Source organism: Floridaenema flaviceps BLCC-F50 (genome assembly GCF_041929275.2).
GTDB classification, from domain to species: domain Bacteria; phylum Cyanobacteriota; class Cyanobacteriia; order Cyanobacteriales; family Aerosakkonemataceae; genus Floridanema; species Floridanema flaviceps.
Map to the genome: position 1 here is coordinate 1,971,171 of NZ_JBHFNR020000002.1, position 19,984 is coordinate 1,991,154.

Below are 19,984 nucleotides of genomic sequence, written 5' to 3' on the forward strand. Positions count from 1 at the left end.
CCCCCCAGCCCCCCTGCCCCCCAGCCCCTCTGCCCCCCTGCTCCTCTGCATTAATTTAGAGCTTACTTATGTGGACAGCAATTTCTGAACATATTAGCGAAGTAACAGGCGAGAAATTTGTCATAGAAAACCGCCGTTCTGTGGGTGGTGGTTGTATTAATCAAGGGTATGCGATCGGGAATAGCGATCGCACTTATTTTGTCAAACTAAATCAAGCTGACCAAGTTGATATGTTTGCAGCGGAAGCTTTGGGATTAAAAGAAATGTGGTCAACTAAAACTATTCGTGTTCCCCAACCAATTTGTTACGGTACAGCTGATAATTCGGCTTACATAGTGCAAGAATATTTAGAATTAGGGCGCAGTGGTGGCAATAATGCTTGGCAAGAAATGGGGCGAAAATTAGCAGCAATGCACTTGAGATCCCCGACTTCTCTAAGAAGTCGGGGATCTGGTTTTGGTTGGGAGAGAAATAATACCATTGGTTCTACACCACAAATTAACACTTGGACATCAGATTGGGTAGAGTTTTTTGCCCAAAATCGAATTGGTTATCAACTGAAATTAGCTAAACGGCGAGGTGGGCAATTTAGCCAAGGGGAAAGTTTAATTAAAGCGATTCCTGAATTATTAGCAAATCATCATCCTCAACCATCTTTAGTACATGGGGATTTATGGTCAGGAAATGCGTCAGTGACAGCAGCAGATGAACCTGTGATTTTTGATCCGGCGACTTATTATGGCGATCGCGAAGTCGATATTGCCATGACCGAATTATTCGGCAGATTTCCTGCTAGTTTTTATCATGGTTATAACGAAGTTTGGCCTTTAGATTCCGGCTATGAATCACGCAAAATTTTATACAATCTCTACCACATTATTAACCACTTTAACTTGTTCGGTGGTAGTTACGAATCTCAAGCAAATCGCATGATTAGCCAATTGTTGAGTAAAGTTTAGAAGAAAGAACGAGATGAACGAGATGAAAAGGCAGAACTCAGATCTTGCATCTAGAGGCAGAGCCTCCGTTTTTCGTTCCCAGGTTGAACCTGGGAACGAGATGAACGAGATTAAAAGGCAGAACTCAGATCTTGTACCCGGAGCCTTTTCTCACTATGAAACTGCTAAAGGCAAATGGGAATTGTCAGAGATATTCCTAACTTTTGTGGAATCTTTAACGGAACGGAGATTAGATTTTTTGCCGGGGAATTTTTGACCGTCCCAGTTACGATATTTCCAGGCAAGTTCTAAGAGATCCATCCATTGCTTTTGTACCTGTTTGAGTGACCATTTTAAATCTTTGGCAATTTCCTCATCAAATTTGTTGACTTTTTTGAGTTCCAACAATTCCCGATGTTGTGGGGAAAGTTGATTTAAAAATTCTTCCCATTGCCCAGAGGACATTCCCAATTTTTGGTCTAAGTCTGCGCCTAACCACTGATGGACTAGTTTCCAGTGGGATGCACGGGCGAACTTATCTACATGATACTTAAAGCGTTGTTGTAGATAATCTCGTTCGCGAGGGGTTAATTTGAGAAACTCGTCAATATCCGGGGCGGAAAAGTCTTCTAGTTTTAAGACTAGGTAGTTTACACAGTCCGTTTGACCTTGAGATTCTAAATAGTTTAGGAGTTCTGTGATAATTCGATCGCGCAACATCCCATCAGTAGGATCGACTGTTTCCGTCATCATTTGCGATCGCACTTGCTGCATTGTGGAAGCAGACCAACCACTTTGTTGATCGTACTCTCCTTTGGGAGTTTCTACCGCTTGTTCAATATCAACAGAAGTTTCCGCAGGTTGACGTTTAACAAAAGCCTGCACCCGCAACACAATCAATTGTTGACTGGTACCATTTGGTAAAGTAATGCGGCGCTTGGCATAATTTTCTGTAAACGCCAAATACTCTGCTAATTCTAGCTTGGTGCCCAGTTGAAAATTGGGTAACTCGTATTCCCGACGAAAAGCAGCAAGCGAAGCAGCGTAAAACTCTTGCAAAAAATCGTCAATCAGATTTTTCCGACCTTGGAAACCCAACTGAGATTGAGACGGTGCTACGTAACGATAAATCATAGCAGTTAAATTGCTATGCAGTTCAATACGTCCCTGTTTTGCGCCTTTCTGGTAGTAAGACAAGCACTTGTGTAATCTATTACGTCCCAATATCAGTTGCCAAGAGTAAACTTCTCCAGAAGTTTGGATGCGAGCACTTTTGTAGCACATCCGTTCTACTTCTGTGGCAATTCTGGTTGCTACTCCTAGTACACTCTGGGAGTTGCAACCAACTTTTTGGGAAAGTTCATCAAGGAGAATTTCCTGTAAATTTGACCCCTCCTTTGGGAGTGAGAGTTCCGGACTATTGGCGTTAACGGCAGTAGTTACATTTGGAATAGTATTAGCTTGAACCTGCATGGTATTGCCCCTCAGCATTAAAGTTACAAATTGCACTAACATTTAGGGAAAATTAATTTGGGTGCGATCGCCCCTTTGTGTGATTTAACTTTTTAATCTGACTCAGATATTGACAGTAGGCACCAAAAATGAAAACTTTTACCAGGGAACTTCCCGGAGGACTACACTCACCTAACTTGGACACTTTTTTCGCCAATAAGTTTATATTTGCTTTACTTAAGGGAGAAAAATTTTGAAGATTTTTCCAAGTCAACCACCGATCATTATCTTAACGAATAGCGAGTGAGAATTTTAGCCATCTGTTGATTTCAGCAATGGTTAATTACCTAATTCAATCCCAGCTTTAATACTTATCTATTCGGTATGACAAATGGCAATTAATTCAGTAAATACCACCTATTGATTTACTATTAATGCCATATTGCTATGTCTAGAATCCTTGTCATACTTAAATTACAAGCATTAAACCTTTCGGGAATGTAGTAACTTTTTCCAATCATTTAAATAGAATGTCAACCGAGAATATAATTTTTTATCCATATCTAGTAAAGTCCCGAAAACTGCCCTTTCACCTGATAAATATAGTTTCGTAGAAATTCAAAGATTTGTCGATAAGGAAAAAGTAGGTAGTTTGCTTACCTCAGTTTAAGTAAGAAAAAAACAGAAAAGCTCAGGAAAGCTCAGGAGGTTTCAGGTGGTAGTAGGAAAAAGTCAGGAAAAGTCAGGTTATACTATGGATGAACCAGTAGAAATTAATCATAAATTGGCTCTCATGGATGTAGAAGCAGCACTAAAAATTATCGATCGAGCAGTGTTGGCTAAAAATAACAGGCGTTTAAAGGACGTTGAAAGGCTAGTATTCAAGGGAGCTTGGTTAAGGCAAAGTTATGCTGAGATTGCCAAAGAATCTGGCTATACCTTGACCTACATCAGACAAGATATTGGTTCTAAGTTATGGAAACTGCTGAGTGAAGTTTTGGCAGAACCAGTCAGTAAGATCAACCTTCAGGCGGCGGTGGAACGGGAGTCAGAAAGGCAAGGACGATCGAAACCGGAGACACCACCTCTATATGATGAACCTGTAGATCCCGAACCGAAACCTACCCCAGTTCATAACCCCAATTTCATGGGACGAAACAGGGAAATTGCCGACATAAATGCTTTTGTCCAACAAGGGGCGAAAATTATTTTGGTTTATGGTAAGGGTGGCGTGGGTAAGTCTTTGTTGTCTTGGGAATATTTCACCACTCAGAATTTTGACCCAATTCTGGAAGTGTGGATGGCGAAAGAGGCAGAAATCATCACTACCAATGCCAAAAGTATAGTTGAAGAATGGCTAAGGCGACACTTTCAGGAGGAACCGAGAGAAGACTTTGGGGTGACGCTGGAGTTATTGCGGCAAAAGTTACGCGATCCAAATCGTCGGGTAGGAGTGTTGATTGATAATTTAGAACCTGCTTTAGATAAACATGGGAGATTGATTCCTGCTCATCGAGACTATGTAGAATTATTCCGCGTGTTAGCCGATCCAGCCGGAAACTGTGTAACTTTAATTACCAGTCGGGAAAGACTTGGGGAATCTGCTGTCACTTTTCAGGATTATCGATTAGAAGGATTAAAATTATCGGTCTGGAAACAGTTTTTTATAAATCGGGGGATTGAGGTTCATTCTGATGTTTTGTCGGCGATGCACCAAGCTTATGGCGGAAATGCTAAAGCGATGCACATCTTGAGTGGTGTGATTCAAACTGATTGGTCAGGTGATATGGAAAGTTACTGGCAAGCAAATCAGAAGAATTTGTTAATTGAGTCAGATTTACAAGATTTGGTTGTTAGTCAATTTAAGCGGTTGCAAGAAGTCGATCTGGATGCTTATAAATTGCTTTGCCGTTTGGGATGTTTTCGCTATCAAGATGTACGTGCGCTACATCGGGATGTGATGATGTGTTTGCTTTGGGATGTTCCAGAGTCGCAAAGGATTCGAGTTGTGAAGTCTTTGCGCGATCGATCTTTGGTAGAATTCCTCAAGGGAGAATATTGGTTACACCCAGTAATTCGTGCAGAAGCCAGGACAAGGCTTAAAGCCAGTGAAGATTGGAAAACTGTCAATATAAAAGCCGCCGAATTTTGGACGCAAAGTGTAGAAACCTTAGATACTACAGAAGATGCAATCAAAGCTTTGGAAGCTTATTATCATTATGTTGATATTGCAGAATTTGACTTAGCTTGCGAAGTACTTTTAAAAGAAAGAAAGTACAAATTAAATTATCAAGGAGAACCAGAAGCACTAACAACTTCTTTTGGGAGATTAGGCTTAGTGCAACACATTCTTTCTGTAGTTTTGGCAATTACAGATAAACTTGATAATGACTATTATTTAACCATGCTTCCTGGTCATATCGGCGGATTTTACCATCACCAGGGTGATATTCGGACTGCCATTGAATATTACCAAAAATGTATTATGATGGCAAAAAAATATAGCGATTCTCTTGACAAAGACAATTTCGATCCTAAGATTAAACATGAACTAGAAAAATATAATATAGGCATTCTATTTACAACTAGTTCTTGTAAAGAAGCTCTCTGGGAAGTTGAAGCAGCAATTCAATCTTACGAAGAAGTTATTGCTTTAACAGAAAATACAAATTGGCATATATATGCCATAATTTCTCAGTTTAGTATAGGTTTACTATATTCTTATAGTGAGTCGGAAGCTGAGCAACAGAAAGCGTTGGAATTACTAGAGAAAAGTTACCAAGCTTATCTGAAACTTCCAGAGAGAATGCTGGGTTCATGGAGTCATGTACAGAGCTTTTTTGCTATGGGGATAATTAATACTAATCTAGGACGAAATGAACAAGCATTAACCATGTTTAACCGCGCCTTAAGTTATGCAGAAGGCAGTAAGTATAAGCGAGCGCAGGGTCAAATAATCACTGGTTTAGCAATGGTGAGTCGCAATCAAGGTAACTATGAAGAAGCGTTAGAAAGGCATACAAGAGCGATCGACATTTTGCAAACAATAACAGCTAAAAAAGACCTAGCCGACGCTTACTATGAACTAGCCCGCACCTATCAAAAAATCGGTGAAATTGAAAAGAGTAACAGTAACTTCCAAACAGCCATTCAAATTTATGAACAAATGGGCGCACCTAAACAAGTACAAAAAATCAAAAAGCAATGGAAAATTTAGCACTAACATCCCATTGACTATCAAAAACCCGCCAGCAAATCAATCTTCCTGGCGGGTTACAGCTTACATCTTAATTTAAGGAATGAAACTTTGAACATCAGCACTAATGAAATCACTAGCATTCAATGAACTAGCTGAAACACCTGCTAATACAGCTAAATATTCACCCGTAGCAGTAATCCGAATTAAAGTATTATTGGCGTTAGCACCAGTACCTTGAGAAATAGTTAAAGCGCTAAATGGCAAAGCAAGAGCTAAACCAATTTTATCTCCCTCTTCCTTTTTAAAATCGCCAATAAAATCTGCCAAACTTGGATTTGCTCCCCCATCACCAGGAGCAAATACAAAAGTATCCGCTCCAGCACCACCATAAATAATATCTGGCCCTTTAGCACCAGCTATTTTGTCATTTCCCGGCCCACCGATAATATTATTACCTAAATTGTTGCCCAAAATTTCGTCATTACCTTGAGAACCAACTAAATTTTCAATTTCAGTTCCAAAAGCAATTCTAGTAGCGTAACTGGTAGTTCTAAAAGTGGAAGTTGTACCATTATTTCCACTGCTACCAGAAGGAGTGTAGGTATAAGTAGCACCAGTAGCAACAGCGCTAGGAGGACTTTGGCGAGGTAAAGCTATTTGTGTTGTGTTTTGTCCACCTTCATTCATGTCAAAGTAATAGTCCAAACCATTAACCCGAACATTTTCTGGCAAAGCACCCCATCCAGAAAAGTCTAAAGTATCAATACCACCTGCATCCCAAATTGTTCTTTTGACTAAGAGATTATTGTTACCAAAGTTGTAAACAGTGTCACCACTATTGAACGTGCTAGTTCCATAAAGATACTGCAAAGTACGAATATCATAAGGCATTGGCGTACTTGCGTATGAGCCATCATATTCACCAGGAATAAAGTTAAGGGTCATTACGGTATTTGTATTGTTATCCTTAGCTAGGGGGAGATCTGGAGAAGTACTTTCTCCAGTTTGTCCCCTTTTGCTGCCATAATCAGTCAGACCTAGAGCACCACCAACTAAAAATAGCAACGATTCATAGCCAAAACTGCCAGGACCTTGCTCAAATTCGTTCGCAACCTGCGGATTTAAATGAATATCACCATTACGACCATTGCCAGGTGAGTCTGTTGGCCCTAAGCTAGTACCTGATAAATTCTGGCTACCTGGTAAATCAGAAAATAAAATTCTGATCCGACCAACGTTAGGCGGTCTATCAGGAACCTCAACTAAATTAAGGTTAATTGTTTCAGCAAATTGCCGCATAATATTGCGAACATTGTCCTTAATTTGTGGAGATACTTCAGCAACACCAGATTCGGAACCTTCATATAAAAAGGCGCTAGCAGTAGTAACAAAACTGTAGGTTAATGTTCCGCCAAGGGGAATATCGCGCCATTTAGAGATGTTATTTGGATTAGCGAGTGACCCAGTTACTAAAGGAGCAATAGTATTTGGATCGAAGAAAATTGAAGCTGGACGAGGTGGTGCTGTGAATCCACTAATTTGGAAATCTTGAAAAGCTTCTTCAAATGTCAAATTTTTAGCTAATAAATCAGGGTTATTAGCAATATAGTAACGGGAATCAAATAAAACGGAAGGACGACGACCTTCTTTAATTCCATAATCGATAAAATGTCGAAATGCTTGTGCAGGTGTTAAATTTCGCAAATCAAAATTGTTATTTCTGTAGTAATCCAGGTTAAAAAATTGAGAAAAAGGACGGTTTTCTGCTAACCCAAATCTAAGGAAATGTTCGATCGTTCGGCTTTCGTAGGGTTTAAATCCAGCAGCAAGTAAGTCTGGGTTATTATTGACGTAGAAACTGGCATCGAAGTAAGGTGAAAATTTGCGTCCTTCTCTTAAACCAGCATTTTGGAAATGTTCGATTAATTGTGCGTCCGTTAACGTTTCTAAATCAGGGTTAGCTTTTTTGTAAAACTTCAAATCCAATAAATTGGATAAAGCTACTCCGTTAGACAAGCCAGAAAGTTGGAAGTTTTCAAACAAATCTCTGTTGCTGAGAGTTTGAAATGTGGAGTTAGTATTTCGATAGGAGTTTAAATCAACAACTGATGAAAAGCGACGACCTTCATTTAACCCAAAAGTTTCCAAATGTTCAAGTAATTGTTTGTTATTCAGCGCTGCTAAATCTGGGTTGCTCGTGCGGTAAAAGTTCAAATCGACCAAAGAGGAAAAAGGCCGTCCTTGGAAAATACCAACATTTTCTAAGTTAGTAAGTAACTGAGTGTTGCTGAGATTTGCTAAGTCGGAATTGTTGCTTTTGTAGTAAGTTATATCGACAAAAGGTGAAAATCTGCGACTTTGGGGTAGTCCATTAATGAAAAATTGTTCGAGTAATTGCCTGTTATTTAGGGAGTTGGCAAGGTCTGGATTAGCGGTGCGAAAGAAAGTGATGTCAAAGAAAGGAGAGAATTCTAGACCTTGTTGAATTCCAGTAGTTTGAACGTGATAAAATGCTTGTTTGTTATTTAGTTGCGATAAGTCAGGATTGGCATAGCGGTAAAATTCGGGGTCAAAAATTAGGGTAGATTTACGCCCTTCATTTACGCCTGAGTCACGAAAATGTACTAATAATTCTCTGTTACTTAATTGGGCTAAATCTGGATTGCTGGCGCGATAAACATCCAAATCAAAGTAGGGAGAAAATTTCAAACCTGCGTCAATTCCACGATTGAGAAAATCATCAACTAATTGCCTGTTGCTAAGATTGGCTAAAGATGGATTACTAAGCTTGTAAAAATCGAAATCAAAGTAGGGTGAAAAATTCCGCCCTTCTGTAAGCCCAACAGTCAATAAATGTTGATACAGTTCTCTACTGCTTAAATTACTTAAATCTGAGTATCTTGCCCGATAGAAATTCTCGTCGTATAAGTCGTTTATACTTAATGGCAAAGGTGTGGTAGCCATATTTTGATTCCTTTGTGTAAATAATGAATGAGTAGAAAGTGAAAAGACAATTAGTTTGCTGGTTCTTTGCCGTCAAAAACACAGCAAAAAAAGATGAAATGCACCCATAAGATTTAATTCCTAGACAGGTATTAGGTCAGAATAGCTTACTGAAGAGGCGGGAATATTTTTCAAAGCTGCTAAGTATTCGCCTGTGCTAGGAACCCAAATCAAAGTATCAGCAGCATTTGCACCTGTTCCTTGAGTAATAGCTATTGATGATGATGGTAAACCTAAGCTTAAACCAATCTTATCTACGCCTGGTAGGAAGTCATTAATGACGTTTGTTGTTGCGGGATTTTTGCTGCCATCTCCTAAAGCAAAAATAAATACATCACTGCCATCACCACCAACTAAAATATCTGCACCAGAGCCACCAGTGATACTATCATTACCTGCTCCACCTGCAATAATGTTAGGCAAATTATTACCTAAAATTTCATCATCCCCCTGTGAACCATATAAGTTTTCAATTTGCGTTCCAAAAGCAATTGTGGTACCGAAGCTGTCAGTTAAAACTGGGAAAGTACCTGGAGAACCTCCTTGATTACTATTAGGAACCGTAATTGAATATACTGAGCCATTCAGAGCAAATTGGGTGGTATTTTGTCCCCCTTCATTCATGTTGAAATAATAGCCACCTGAGATTGCTGGTAAAGCGGCAAAGTTTAGAGTGTCAATACCACCACTATCCCAAAGTGTTTGTTTGAAACTGTTTTGACCATCTCTTTGATTTGGCCCGATAAAGTTGTTGATATCAAAGGTATAAACTGTGTCGCCTTGGTTATAATAAGTCGCACCATATAAATACTGTAAAGCACGAATATCATAGGCCATTGGCGTAATTGCAAAAGAACCATTGTATGAAATAGATGGGTTTGGGTCATCATTGTAGGTCATGATGGTATTAGTATTGTTATCTTTCCCGAAGGGGAGTTGGTATATATCCTCAAACGGGTGTTTTAGACCTAAAGCATGACCAATTTCATGAAGAATAATTTGATAAGGAAAACTACCAGGGCCAGCTGAGAAATCAGCTAAACTTCTATTGCGGTTTAAATGGACATCACCAGCAAGACCTGTACCAGGCGCATCCGATGGTAAATAAGCATAGGCGTAAGCAACACCATCACGGAGAGTATTTGGCCCATCGGAAAACATAAATCTGATTCTGCCAACATTGGGAGGTCTATCAGAAACTTCAACAAAGTTAATCGGAATGTATTGCGAAAGAGTTCGCATCATGTTGCGAATGTTATTTTTAATTTCTGGGGTTAATTCGCTAACACCAGATTCTGGGCCTTCATACAAACGTGCGCTAGCTGTGGTGACAAAGCTGTAGGTTAATGTGCCTCCTGGGGGGATATCTTTCCATTTGTCTGCATTTGTTAGCCAGTCATTTATGGGTAGTTCTCCTAGCTCTACAGGTACATTTAATAAAGGGGCGATCGCATCTGGATCAAAGAACACAGATGCCGATCGCGCTGAATTAAAACCAGTCGTTTGAAAATCCGTAAAAGCAGCGCGATAAGAGATTTGTGCTGCTGCTAAATCCGGGTTATTTGCTAAATAATATACTGGATCAAATAACTCCGACGGACGACGACCTTCATCAATACCAAAGTTCAAAAAGTGATTGAATGCTTGTCCTGGTGTCAATCCAGCAGCCCGTAAATCGGGGTTATTTCCCAAATAATAAGTCGTATCAAAAAATCGCGAAAAGCGTCTGCCTTCGTTGACTCCAGTAGTTCTAAAATGATCGTAAGCTTGTCGCCCAGTCAAACCAGCTGCAACCAAGTCTGGATTGTTTGTTAGGTAGTAATCAACATCAAAAAATGGGCTAAATCTTCGCTTTTCATTTAAACCATTGCTCAAAAAATGCTTGATGATTTCCTGATTAGTTATGAATGTACCATCTATAGATTCTCGATCTCTTAAAAAAGAATTATCAGCAAATAAATCACCGTTATTCTGTACATAAAAATCGAAATCAAACAATGGTAAAGAAGGTTGTCATTCATCATGTAAGTCATCTCTTAAAAAAGAATTATCAGCAAATAAATCACCGTTATTCTGTACATAAAAATCGAAATCAAACAATGGTAAAGAAGGTCTGCCTTCATTCAATCCATTGTTAATAAATTGAGTGAATAGTTCCCGATTACTCAAACCTGCCAAATCAGGGTTAGCTGTCCGATAATAATTGATATCAATTAGCGGGTTAAAATTCCGTCCTTCATTTAGCCCAGAAGTAAGAAACTGCTTAAATAATTGGTTGTTGTCTAAGCTTGCTAAATCTGGGTTAGCACTTCGATAGTAATTGACATCGAAAACATTAGAAAATTGTCGGCCTGCGGGAAGTCCTCGATCGAAAAAGTTTTGTAATGTTTGAGCATTAGTATTTCCTACCAGATCAGTATTTTGCCGGCTAAAAACATCCCAATCAAAAAATTGCGAGAACCGTCTACCTTCCTGCAAGCCATATAGTCGGAAATGCTGTAATGCTTGTTGATCGCTTAACCCTGCTAAGTCGGGATTTTGCTGGCGATAGTAATTGGGATCGAAAATATCTTCTAGTCTTAAACGAGTATCAGCCATGATTGCTCTACCTTTTTCAATGTAATTCAATGTTTGTTTGACACTGCTATATAACTTTCCCGCTGCTGTCAGTACAGTAGCGCCTAAATTTAGGCAGGGAATAACTGGCGCTTTGGTGAGTTTTAAATTCACTCAAGTCGCACTGAAAGAAATACTAATTCGCGGTGAGGAGCTTGTGAAAATTGTGGGGTTATCACAGGGAAAACTTTCCTTTCAAGAATCAGGCGAATTAGTATAACCAAGTTATGATGTTAGATCAAATTTGGAAAATTGGGTTTAATTGGGAAACAATTTTAATAATCAACTGGAAAAATTAAGAATTAATTTATTATTGCTGGTTTAATTGTTGAGATTTAGGACTTACGCACCATAAGCCAAGAAACCCGGTTTTTCGTTACTACTCTAACGCTGAAATAACGCAATTACGTTAAAAAACCGGGTTTCTGTGTAACTCCTAAGATTTTCCCAAATAAAAGGAGTAATTAGCCAGGATTTGTGATTCCTGGCTCATAGCTGCGGCGTTTTAAATTTTAACTTTTAAACTTGCCGTACTGCTAACTCCGGTTGATCAAAGTAAGAGCAAAACTTTTTGCTCTCGACACCTTAAGCCCGACGGCTCAAATTAGTTTTGAACTTTGGTGCAAAGAAAAAAATGTTGGTTTATTAAATAGTGGTTGCTCGGAAAAGCTCAACTATAAACCAACCAACCACTAAGTAGATTAACTACCTAATAAATTTTTTCTGGCTCTTTGGGCACGGGCTTCTGCTGATTCCATAACTTCTGCCATATTTTCTAACATTTCTCCGGGATAGTTTTCTAACACTTTGGTAGAAAGAGAAATGCGGCTTTTGCCTTCATCCAAATTCACAACTACTGCTTTAATTGGTTGACCTACTTGGAATAAATTGGTTAAAGATTCAATGTAGTTTTGGCTAATTTGTTTAATGTGTAGTAAACCACTAGTTCCGCCTAAGTCTACAAATAAACCAAAGGGTTTAATACTAGAAATTGTTCCTTCTACGAGTTGAGTCAATTCTATTTCGCTGAATCGGGCAGATTGACTAGCTAAACGTTGGGAAAGTACGAGTTTACCACGACTTTGATCTAGTTCGATAAAAGTAGCGGTTAGAGCTTGACCGATTAAGTCTTCTAGGTTGTTGCGATCGAGCAAATGCGATCGCGGAATGAACCCCCGCAACCCTTCAACATCTACAGTCACCCCACCTTTATTTACACCACTAACTCTTACTTGAACTGACTGACCGCTATCTTGCAATTCGTTGAGTCTATCCCACTTTTCTTTAATTTCTAACTGCTTCACAGAAACAGTGACTTGTCCTTCTGCATCTTGTTCCCGGATAATTAAAAAATCTCTTTCTGACTGCAAAGGTAACAACACCGATAAATCTGTAACCCCTTGCAGCGAAGCTTCTCTGGCAGGTAGAAAAGCCGGAGATTTACCACCTATATCTATAAATGCACCATCACTAGCGTATTCATAGACTTTACCGCGTACTATTTGTCCCTTCTCAAATCCGTAACTTTGCGCTTCTAGAGCTTTGGCGAAATCATCTCTAGAAAAGGATAGATTTTCTGCAGGAGAAGGAGTTGAATTGGATTTCATCTTGCAATCTAAATTAGTGTGTTGTTATTGTGCCAGTGGCATGACTATATAAATACCACTAACAACTGTTGATTTGGCTGAGTAACTCAGCATTATTTAACAGTGGCAAACACTTGCAAAAGGTTTACCACATTTTCAGTAACATTAATTCTCTATTACGAGATTCATTTGAAACAATTGTTTAACTTGTTGCCAAGCTGCTTCAGCTGCTTTCGCATCATAACTACTACGATGGTCACAAAAGAAACCGTGATCTACTCCATCGTAGCGAAAGACACGATGATGAATGTGATTTTTTGTTAACTCGGCTTCAATCTGGTCAACTTGTTCTGGGGGGATACTAGCATCAGCCATGCCAAAGAAGGCATAAATTATCCCTTTAATATCTTTAGTCCGAGTAATAGTTGGTTCACCACCACCGGGAGTCATAGTTGTAATACCTGCGCCATAGAAAGAAGCAGTAGCCTTAATATCAGGTAAAGTTGCAGCTAAATAAGCAACATGACCACCAAAACAAAAACCAATGCAACCAAAACCATCGGGTTTAACTTCTGTAAGGTTCTGGAGATAATCAATGGTGGCTTGAATATCGCCAAGTAATTCCTTTGCTTTTGTTTGCTCCTTATATTTTCTCCCCTCTTGAATATCTTCTGGAGTATAACCAGCTTCATATCCAGGTGCAAGGCGTTGGTAAATAGCGGGTGCGATCGCTACATAACCTTCTTTAGCAATGCGTTCTGTCACCTCACGAATATGAGCATTGACCCCAAAAATTTCTTGAATTACTATTACCCCCGGAAAGGACAACTGACCCGTAGGTTCAGCCAAGTAAGCATCTATTTCCAAATCGCCATGAGGAATTTTTACATGGCTTGTGCGAATCTCTAGGTCTGTCATGATGATTTATGACTCTTGTGATCTCACCGTTTAGATTTTAGATGATTAACCTCTAAAGAAAGCAGCGAAATCTAGCAAAGCAGATTTGTTGTCATCTAAGCTAGGATTATCAATATTGATAGCCTGTAAATGATGATTGGATCTAAAGACGAAATATTGCCTGGTTCTGAGACAAGAGCAGAGGCAGGTTTGATTGATAGTACTAAAACTCACAAAAAAGCGCCCGCTGATAGTGTAGACCACATCCACACTCATCATTCCCACGAGGACGATTCCCCACATAGCGATCGCGCAGGTCATCATCACGTACACTCAGAAGAATCCCTCCGCCGGGTAGTTAATCGCCTATCTCGCATTGAAGGGCACATTCGCGGCATCAAATCAATGGTACAGGAAAGCCGTTCCTGTCCTGATGTACTAGTACAGATTGCCGCTGTTAGAGGTGCTTTAGATCGAGTAGCGCGAATGATTTTAGACGAACATTTAACTGATTGTATTGGTCGGGCAGCAAAAGAGGGTAACATCGAAGCGGAAATTGAAGAGTTGAAGGCAGCTTTAGATCGATTTTTGCCCTAGAGAAAAATTTCTCCCCGAAAATTTTGCGGTTTCTCCCGGATTAAGGTGATATTGATCTGTAGAAATAATACTAGATGCACCCTGATAATTCTAACCCCAGCCCAAAAACCTGGGGTTTTTTCGTGACTTGTGCTTAATTTATGCCGAATTTGGTTTGGCTCAAATTGTGATGCCAAAAATTCTTTTCATCCAAGAGTCCCAAGAGTCCCAAGAGTCCCCAAGGATTAATTTTGACTAGCTATCTGTAGCTCTTCTTTAAGCATTCGCTGATAGATTTCTGGTAAGTATTGCGTCATCGAGTTATCTTCTTTGCCATATCCCAAACTCGTCCAAGTACCAGAAAGCAAACGCAATACTTCGTCGAGCTTTCCTTGACGTAGGAGATTAGCAATATCCACTCCCCAAGCTTGGCGATCGCTTAACCAAGCATAGACGATCGCATCTTGATACTCAGGTTCAAAACTATACCCAGTCCAAAATAAAAAAGGCGACGGTTTTGGGTGATACCGTTCCGCCTTTTCTAACCATGTCTTGTATAATATTTGATATCGTCCAGCTGCTGTAGTACATCTCCCCCGATTTGGCCCAGTGACTATAGTTACACATAACTGCGGATGATGACTCAAATCATGTACCTGCTCACCACCATAAAGTACGGCGTAAGGATTCGGTTCATTTGACTCACTTGCCGAAATCGTTCGCATTAAAGCACGAATATAAGGATCGCCCCCAGTCATCATTAATGGTGGGACGATCACATCTGCTGGACTGGTTGCAGTGCTAGGAAACAGTGTATCTTTGAGTATATCTACAGCCGACCTTGGTTCCGAAAGCTCTTTTTGACTATGTTGCCAATAAAAATAACCTGACTGTCTTTGGATAGCTTGGCAACTAATTAGCCAGAAGATCAGCGCCACAGCTGCTACTGAACTGGCAACTGTCACCCGCTTGAGAGTGAAATCTGACTTTTTTTTGCCTCTTGCAGAATGCTTGCGAGCCAATTTTCGAGCCAAAATCCCCACTCCTCAACTCAATAAAACTCCGTTTCCATAATGTAGAGATCATGTCACATTGGCAAAAAGTTCCTCCCAAGTTTTTTCTTTCCCTTGAGGCCCTGCAACAACTTCCACAATTTTATTGGCTGCTGCTGGTTGAAATAATGCCTCAACACAAGTCTGCGCTACTTTAGTTCTTGGTATCCTACCTTCAAACAATGTGTCAGCGACAGACATCACAACTTCTTGGGGATTTTCCTCATTCGTCAGACCACCAGGCCGAACTATGGTATATGTCAGACCACTATTTTGGAGATATTCCTCAGCTTGTTTTTTCCACACTAGAATCAGCCAAAACAAATTTAGTGGATGAAAAAACCGTGATACACAAAGGGAGGTAACTAAAACAAAGTGTTGAATGTTATTAGCTTTAGCAACATCAACTAAGTTCTTGGTTCCTTCATAGTCTACTTTGTAAGGCCCAGTGGGGTCAAAACTAGGACTAGCGCCAGTAGCACAAAGTAGGACTGTACTATCTCCTATAGCCTGAGCTAGACTTAATGGTTGCAGTACATCCCCAACTACTAACTCTACTTGTTCTGGCAATAATCCTTTGGCTTTTTCCAAATCCCGCACTAGAGCGCGGACAGGAATTTGCCGCTTCACCAATTCTTGGACAATTCGGCGACCTGTTTCACCTGTTGCCCCGGCTACAAATGCTTTCATGCTTCAAGCTATATTGGTTAGCATCGTTTTACAATGAGACTTTTTTGAGTTACCTAACCCTAACAGAGATAGGACTCGCTCTGCGATTTGGTCAGCGTGCTGATTTTACCAGGATAAGAAAGTTATATGCAACTGTTTTCTCCCTATAGGAGTATTTATTACGGAAAGAGGAGTTCCCAGGACAAAGAGATGTTTATAAAATAGAAAGTTAACATTTATTGATTTTCCCGGTTAAAATTCACAACTTAGATGTAACTTTTTTTCCGGTGAATGGGCATCCTGAAGATAGACAACCAATAAACAATTTAGGATAGCATCTATGCAATCACAATACAGCGATTATCAATCTAGAGAACTGTCCGAGACGTTGTTGGATTTTAGGCAAAATTTATCAGAAGCAGAAGAGCCAAGTACACAAGCTGTTGAAGAACTAGAGCCATTTCGCTTTCATGGTAATTTTGCAGATTGTATGGAAATGTATGCGCCGCCAGAGGTAGTTGCTGAGTATTTAAATGCTCATCATGAGTGGTTTCGGCGTTGTGCTCAACCGATGAAAGCTGAGCCTTTAGGGGAAAATGGCTATGCTTTAGTAATAGGAAGATTTGGTTCTTTTGGTTATGAAGTAGAGCCAAAAATTGGGTTACATCTATTACCACCGGAGGCTGGTATTTACCGTATCCGCACAATTTCTATTCCCGGTTATGTGGCTCCTGGTTATGATGTGGATTTCAATGCGGAAATGAAATTAATTGAGGTAAAGGCTGATTCACTAGAGGGAAATACGGAGTTTACCAATAATTTACCTAGTACAATTACGAGGATAGAATGGCAACTTGATTTAGCTGTGTTTATTAAATTTCCGCGATTTATTCATCGCTTACCTAAATCTTTAATTCAAAGCACTGGCGATCGCTTATTAGCCCAAATTGTCCGGCAAGTAAATCGCCGCTTAACTCAAAAAGTCCAAGAAGACTTTCACACTAGCTTAGGATTGCTGTTACCCCAAAAATCTAAAAGGCATTAATCGGGAATTTCCGAATTAATTTAAACTAGGGATTTTAATTCGGAAATTCCCGGTTTTTTTTGGTTACATTTTGCTGATGATTCTTTGCACGATCTCAACCCCAGTAATTGCCTGCCAACCAAACAATACCAAAAGTGCAACATTTAAAAAAATGTGGCTGTAGCGTGCCCAATTTTGTCCTTTTTGCATCAAGGGAGAAAGTGCAGCTGAAGTAGCAATTAATCCTGTCATGCCTAACCCTACCAGCAAATGTGGGCCAACAAACAATTTGCCATTATTGATATATGTAACACCCATACCAATTAGGGTGCCAATTACCATGACTGCCAAAAGTAAAGAGCCTACTTGGTAATGTTTGATGTTAAACTTACCCTTGATTAGCTCTTTCTTTGCTTCCCCTTCTGCGCTTCTGGTACGTCGAACTAAAACGCCCAGATATAAGGCATACAGGGACAAGGCGAATAGAACCCACATTAAAGTGGGGTGAATAAATTGGCTCCAAACTTTTACAGAGGCAGGAATTTCCAAGGTCATAGACTCTTAACGATGGGAGGAACTTTATAAAACTTAGCATAATTGTTCCAGTTCTTTGTATAGTTAAGATTATCTCCGATTGTTTCTTGTGTAACAAATCGCTTTATTTGCATAATATAGCTGCACAATTGGCATAATGTCGGGGGTACTGTCTTCTCAAATTTGAGATTTAACGCTAAGTTGTCAGTGAGTGGAATGGAACGAGGGACAGGCATGATCTCCACTAAAGATAAAGATGTTTTATTAAGACGAGCAGCGCAGACTGGTGACATTAATGGAGTCAAAGCTTTACTTGCTCAAGGTGCAAATCTGAATTCTACTGATAAAGATGGCACTACTCCTTTGATGTTTGCGGCTCGAAATGGCTATATAGAAATAGTCACAGTTCTGTTAGAAGCTGGAGCTAATGTTAATAAGCCAAAAAAACTTAATGGTTCGACGGCTTTAATGTTGGCTGCTACTAGCAACCAAGTGGATGTAGTAAAGGCTTTAATCGCTGATGGCGCGGATGTGAACGCCAAAAACGATGAAGGAAGCACTGCACTAATGGCTGCTGCTTTTAGGGGAAACACGGAAGTAGTGCAGCTGTTGTTAGCGGCTGGTGCGGAAGTGAATGTGAGAGATAAGGATGAAGATACGGCGTTGACTCTAGCGGCTAATAGTGGTTTTACGGATGTGGTAGCGGCTTTATTGGCGGCTTTAGCGGATGTGAATCAAACTAGTGGTGGGGAAACGGCTTTAACTTTAGCAGCTGACCAAGGACACTTGGGAGTTGTGCAAGCGCTGTTAGCCGCTGGTGCGGATGTGAATGCGAAAAATCCTGATGGATGGACAGGGTTAATGTCAGCGGCTGCTGGTGGTCATACTGAGATTGTCAGAAGTTTATTGGATAAGGGTGCTGATATCAATGCTCAGGATTCCGAAGGCGAAACAGCTTTACATTTGGCTGTGGTGGAAGGGAATATCGCTGTGGTAGAAGTTCTGTTGGAAAGGGGTGCAGATTTTCTGGCGAAAAATCAACTTGGCGATACACCTTTGCTGTTAGCAGCTTTACATAATCATGAGCAAATTGTAGCGATTTTGCAAAAGTTTGGTGCTGATTGTAATGCTACTAATTTTGATGAAACTGCTTTAACTTTGGCGGTTTCTAACGGTAATTTCAGTATGGTGCAAATTTTATTAGCTGGTGGTGCGGATGTTAATTTGGCTACGGAAGATGGAACAACTGGGTTAATTAAGGCAATAGAAAATAGTAGTAGTGATATTTTGGAATTGTTAATTTCAGCTGGTGCTGATGTGAATGTGAAACGCGACTTCATGACGGCTTTAGCGATCGCCAAATCTAAAGGTGATTCCGAGATCGTCAAATTACTCGAAGCAGCGGGAGCACAGGAGTAAGCAAGGGAGCAGGGGTGCAGGGGTGCAGGGGTGTTCTTTTGAGTTTTTCCCTAACCCCTAACCCCTAACCCCTAACCCCGCCCCAGTCCCCAATCTCAACTCAAAACTTAAAATTTTCCTCTCGACGTATCCAACCGTTAATAGTGAACCGACTGTTAGCAAATGCTTTGTCTACGCAAGTTACTGGCAGAACTTCGTGATAGCATTGGCTTAAGAAAAACACTATGCTGTTGTTGCGTGGTTCTATGGTTTGGAAACTCTCACTTGGGTAATCGCAAGAGTTGAGGATTTTGCGATCGTAAACTAGTAATTCCCCTCCATAAAAAGGTTTGGGTTCTCGATAAAAATAGTAGGAATAAGTCAATTCTCTATTGGCAGTTTCGGGAGTTCCGTTATCCTTGTGTAACCGGAAGTAATTATTATCATTATGGGCTGTTAATTGTGCTTCAATGCGCGAAATGGGAAATAATCCCATACCCAATTTACTCAGGACAAAAGGTATGGCTTTTCTTAAGCGCCGCAGAAAGATTTCGGAGATTTCAGGAAATTGGTATAAAACCGAGGATTTTCGATGATCTGGATGATAAGAAGTATTAGTTCTGGAGGCGGTATCTACAAAAGCTGACTCTTTTTCTAAACTATAACTAATTAGTTTTAACTTTTCTTCTTCAGTCAAAAAGTTGTCAATTTGCACTAATGGAGTAGGGAAAATATTTGTTGCTTGCAGGTCATTTGAGGCGATATTTTGTAATAGTAATGGTGGTTCAGTTACTACGCCAACGAGGGAAGTTTGGGGAAAAGATAAAGCAGAATGACCATTTTCTAATGGTATATGAAACCATTGTGCGGATGAATTTGTTTGTGGTTGAGATTCACCTCTAATTACAGCTAAAAGACTTTGTAATAGTGGCGAGTTTGTCTTTAACCAAATGGTGTAGTTATGTCCTCCATTCAGGAGGATGTTAACTTTGACTTCTGGAGTTGCGATCGCTTCTAGATAAAATTCCATAGAATACTCT

15 protein-coding genes are annotated in these 19,984 nt (G+C 40.0%); 5 read left to right on the forward strand and 10 right to left on the reverse strand.

Annotation, left to right across the window (positions count from 1 at the left end; translation table 11 throughout):
* Window positions 1–68 precede the first annotated feature (68 nt).
* Window positions 69–959 (forward strand): fructosamine kinase family protein, encoded by an 891-nt coding sequence (locus tag ACE1CI_RS29005; protein ID WP_413265747.1) that lies wholly within the window; start codon window positions 69–71, stop codon window positions 957–959.
* A gap of 153 nt (window positions 960–1,112) precedes the next feature.
* On the opposite strand, the gene ACE1CI_RS29010 is transcribed toward ACE1CI_RS29005, so the two are convergent.
* On the reverse strand, window positions 1,113–2,411 hold the full coding sequence (locus ACE1CI_RS29010; protein WP_413265748.1) for a hypothetical protein: 1,299 nt from the start codon (window positions 2,409–2,411) through the stop codon (window positions 1,113–1,115).
* A gap of 694 nt (window positions 2,412–3,105) precedes the next feature.
* Here ACE1CI_RS29010 and ACE1CI_RS29015 point away from each other — a divergent pair.
* Entirely contained in the window at window positions 3,106–5,607 is a 2,502-nt protein-coding gene (locus tag ACE1CI_RS29015) for a helix-turn-helix domain-containing protein (RefSeq protein ID WP_413265749.1), read from the forward strand.
* A gap of 75 nt (window positions 5,608–5,682) precedes the next feature.
* Here the strand turns inward: ACE1CI_RS29015 and ACE1CI_RS29020 are convergent, their stop codons facing one another.
* The 5 genes from ACE1CI_RS29020 to ACE1CI_RS29040 all read right to left on the reverse strand — a co-directional run bounded on the left by ACE1CI_RS29020 (window position 5,683) and on the right by ACE1CI_RS29040 (window position 13,712).
* Entirely contained in the window at window positions 5,683–8,553 is a 2,871-nt protein-coding gene (locus ACE1CI_RS29020; RefSeq protein ID WP_413265750.1) for a M10 family metallopeptidase, read from the reverse strand.
* Window positions 8,554–8,673: 120 nt separating this feature from the next.
* Window positions 8,674–10,590, reverse strand: a complete 1,917-nt coding sequence (locus ACE1CI_RS29025) for a M10 family metallopeptidase C-terminal domain-containing protein (RefSeq protein WP_496615887.1) — start codon at window positions 10,588–10,590, stop codon at window positions 8,674–8,676.
* Window positions 10,591–10,605: 15 nt separating this feature from the next.
* Complete coding sequence (locus ACE1CI_RS29030) at window positions 10,606–11,322, reverse strand: hypothetical protein (RefSeq protein WP_496615888.1); 717 nt, start codon at window positions 11,320–11,322, stop codon at window positions 10,606–10,608.
* Between the two features lie 587 nt (window positions 11,323–11,909).
* Complete coding sequence (locus tag ACE1CI_RS29035; RefSeq protein WP_413265752.1) at window positions 11,910–12,815, reverse strand: S1 RNA-binding domain-containing protein; 906 nt, start codon at window positions 12,813–12,815, stop codon at window positions 11,910–11,912.
* 144 nt (window positions 12,816–12,959) lie between these two features.
* Window positions 12,960–13,712: a dienelactone hydrolase family protein gene (locus ACE1CI_RS29040; RefSeq protein WP_413265753.1), complete on the reverse strand. Its 753-nt coding sequence runs from the start codon at window positions 13,710–13,712 to the stop codon at window positions 12,960–12,962.
* A 129-nt stretch (window positions 13,713–13,841) separates the two neighbouring features.
* Between ACE1CI_RS29040 and ACE1CI_RS29045 the strand changes: the two genes are divergently transcribed.
* Window positions 13,842–14,288 carry a metal-sensing transcriptional repressor gene (locus tag ACE1CI_RS29045; protein WP_413265754.1) on the forward strand — a complete coding sequence of 149 codons (447 nt, stop codon included), beginning with the start codon at window positions 13,842–13,844 and terminating at the stop codon, window positions 14,286–14,288.
* A 224-nt stretch (window positions 14,289–14,512) separates the two neighbouring features.
* Here the strand turns inward: ACE1CI_RS29045 and ACE1CI_RS29050 are convergent, their stop codons facing one another.
* Both ACE1CI_RS29050 and ACE1CI_RS29055 read right to left on the reverse strand, forming a co-directional pair.
* Window positions 14,513–15,301, reverse strand: a complete 789-nt coding sequence (locus tag ACE1CI_RS29050; protein ID WP_413265755.1) for a glycoside hydrolase family 24 protein — start codon at window positions 15,299–15,301, stop codon at window positions 14,513–14,515.
* A gap of 48 nt (window positions 15,302–15,349) precedes the next feature.
* Window positions 15,350–16,009: an SDR family oxidoreductase gene (locus ACE1CI_RS29055; RefSeq protein ID WP_413265756.1), complete on the reverse strand. Its 660-nt coding sequence runs from the start codon at window positions 16,007–16,009 to the stop codon at window positions 15,350–15,352.
* A 319-nt stretch (window positions 16,010–16,328) separates the two neighbouring features.
* Between ACE1CI_RS29055 and ACE1CI_RS29060 the strand changes: the two genes are divergently transcribed.
* Entirely contained in the window at window positions 16,329–17,033 is a 705-nt protein-coding gene (locus ACE1CI_RS29060) for a DUF1997 domain-containing protein (RefSeq protein WP_413265757.1), read from the forward strand.
* Window positions 17,034–17,096: 63 nt separating this feature from the next.
* Here ACE1CI_RS29060 and ACE1CI_RS29065 read toward each other — a convergent pair whose 3' ends face one another.
* On the reverse strand, window positions 17,097–17,567 hold the full coding sequence (locus ACE1CI_RS29065; protein ID WP_413265758.1) for a DUF4079 domain-containing protein: 471 nt from the start codon (window positions 17,565–17,567) through the stop codon (window positions 17,097–17,099).
* 213 nt (window positions 17,568–17,780) lie between these two features.
* Between ACE1CI_RS29065 and ACE1CI_RS29070 the strand changes: the two genes are divergently transcribed.
* Window positions 17,781–18,965 carry an ankyrin repeat domain-containing protein gene (locus ACE1CI_RS29070; protein WP_413265759.1) on the forward strand — a complete coding sequence of 395 codons (1,185 nt, stop codon included), beginning with the start codon at window positions 17,781–17,783 and terminating at the stop codon, window positions 18,963–18,965.
* A gap of 100 nt (window positions 18,966–19,065) precedes the next feature.
* Here the strand turns inward: ACE1CI_RS29070 and ACE1CI_RS29075 are convergent, their stop codons facing one another.
* On the reverse strand, window positions 19,066–19,974 hold the full coding sequence (locus ACE1CI_RS29075; RefSeq protein WP_413265760.1) for a 2OG-Fe(II) oxygenase: 909 nt from the start codon (window positions 19,972–19,974) through the stop codon (window positions 19,066–19,068).
* Window positions 19,975–19,984 lie beyond the last annotated feature (10 nt).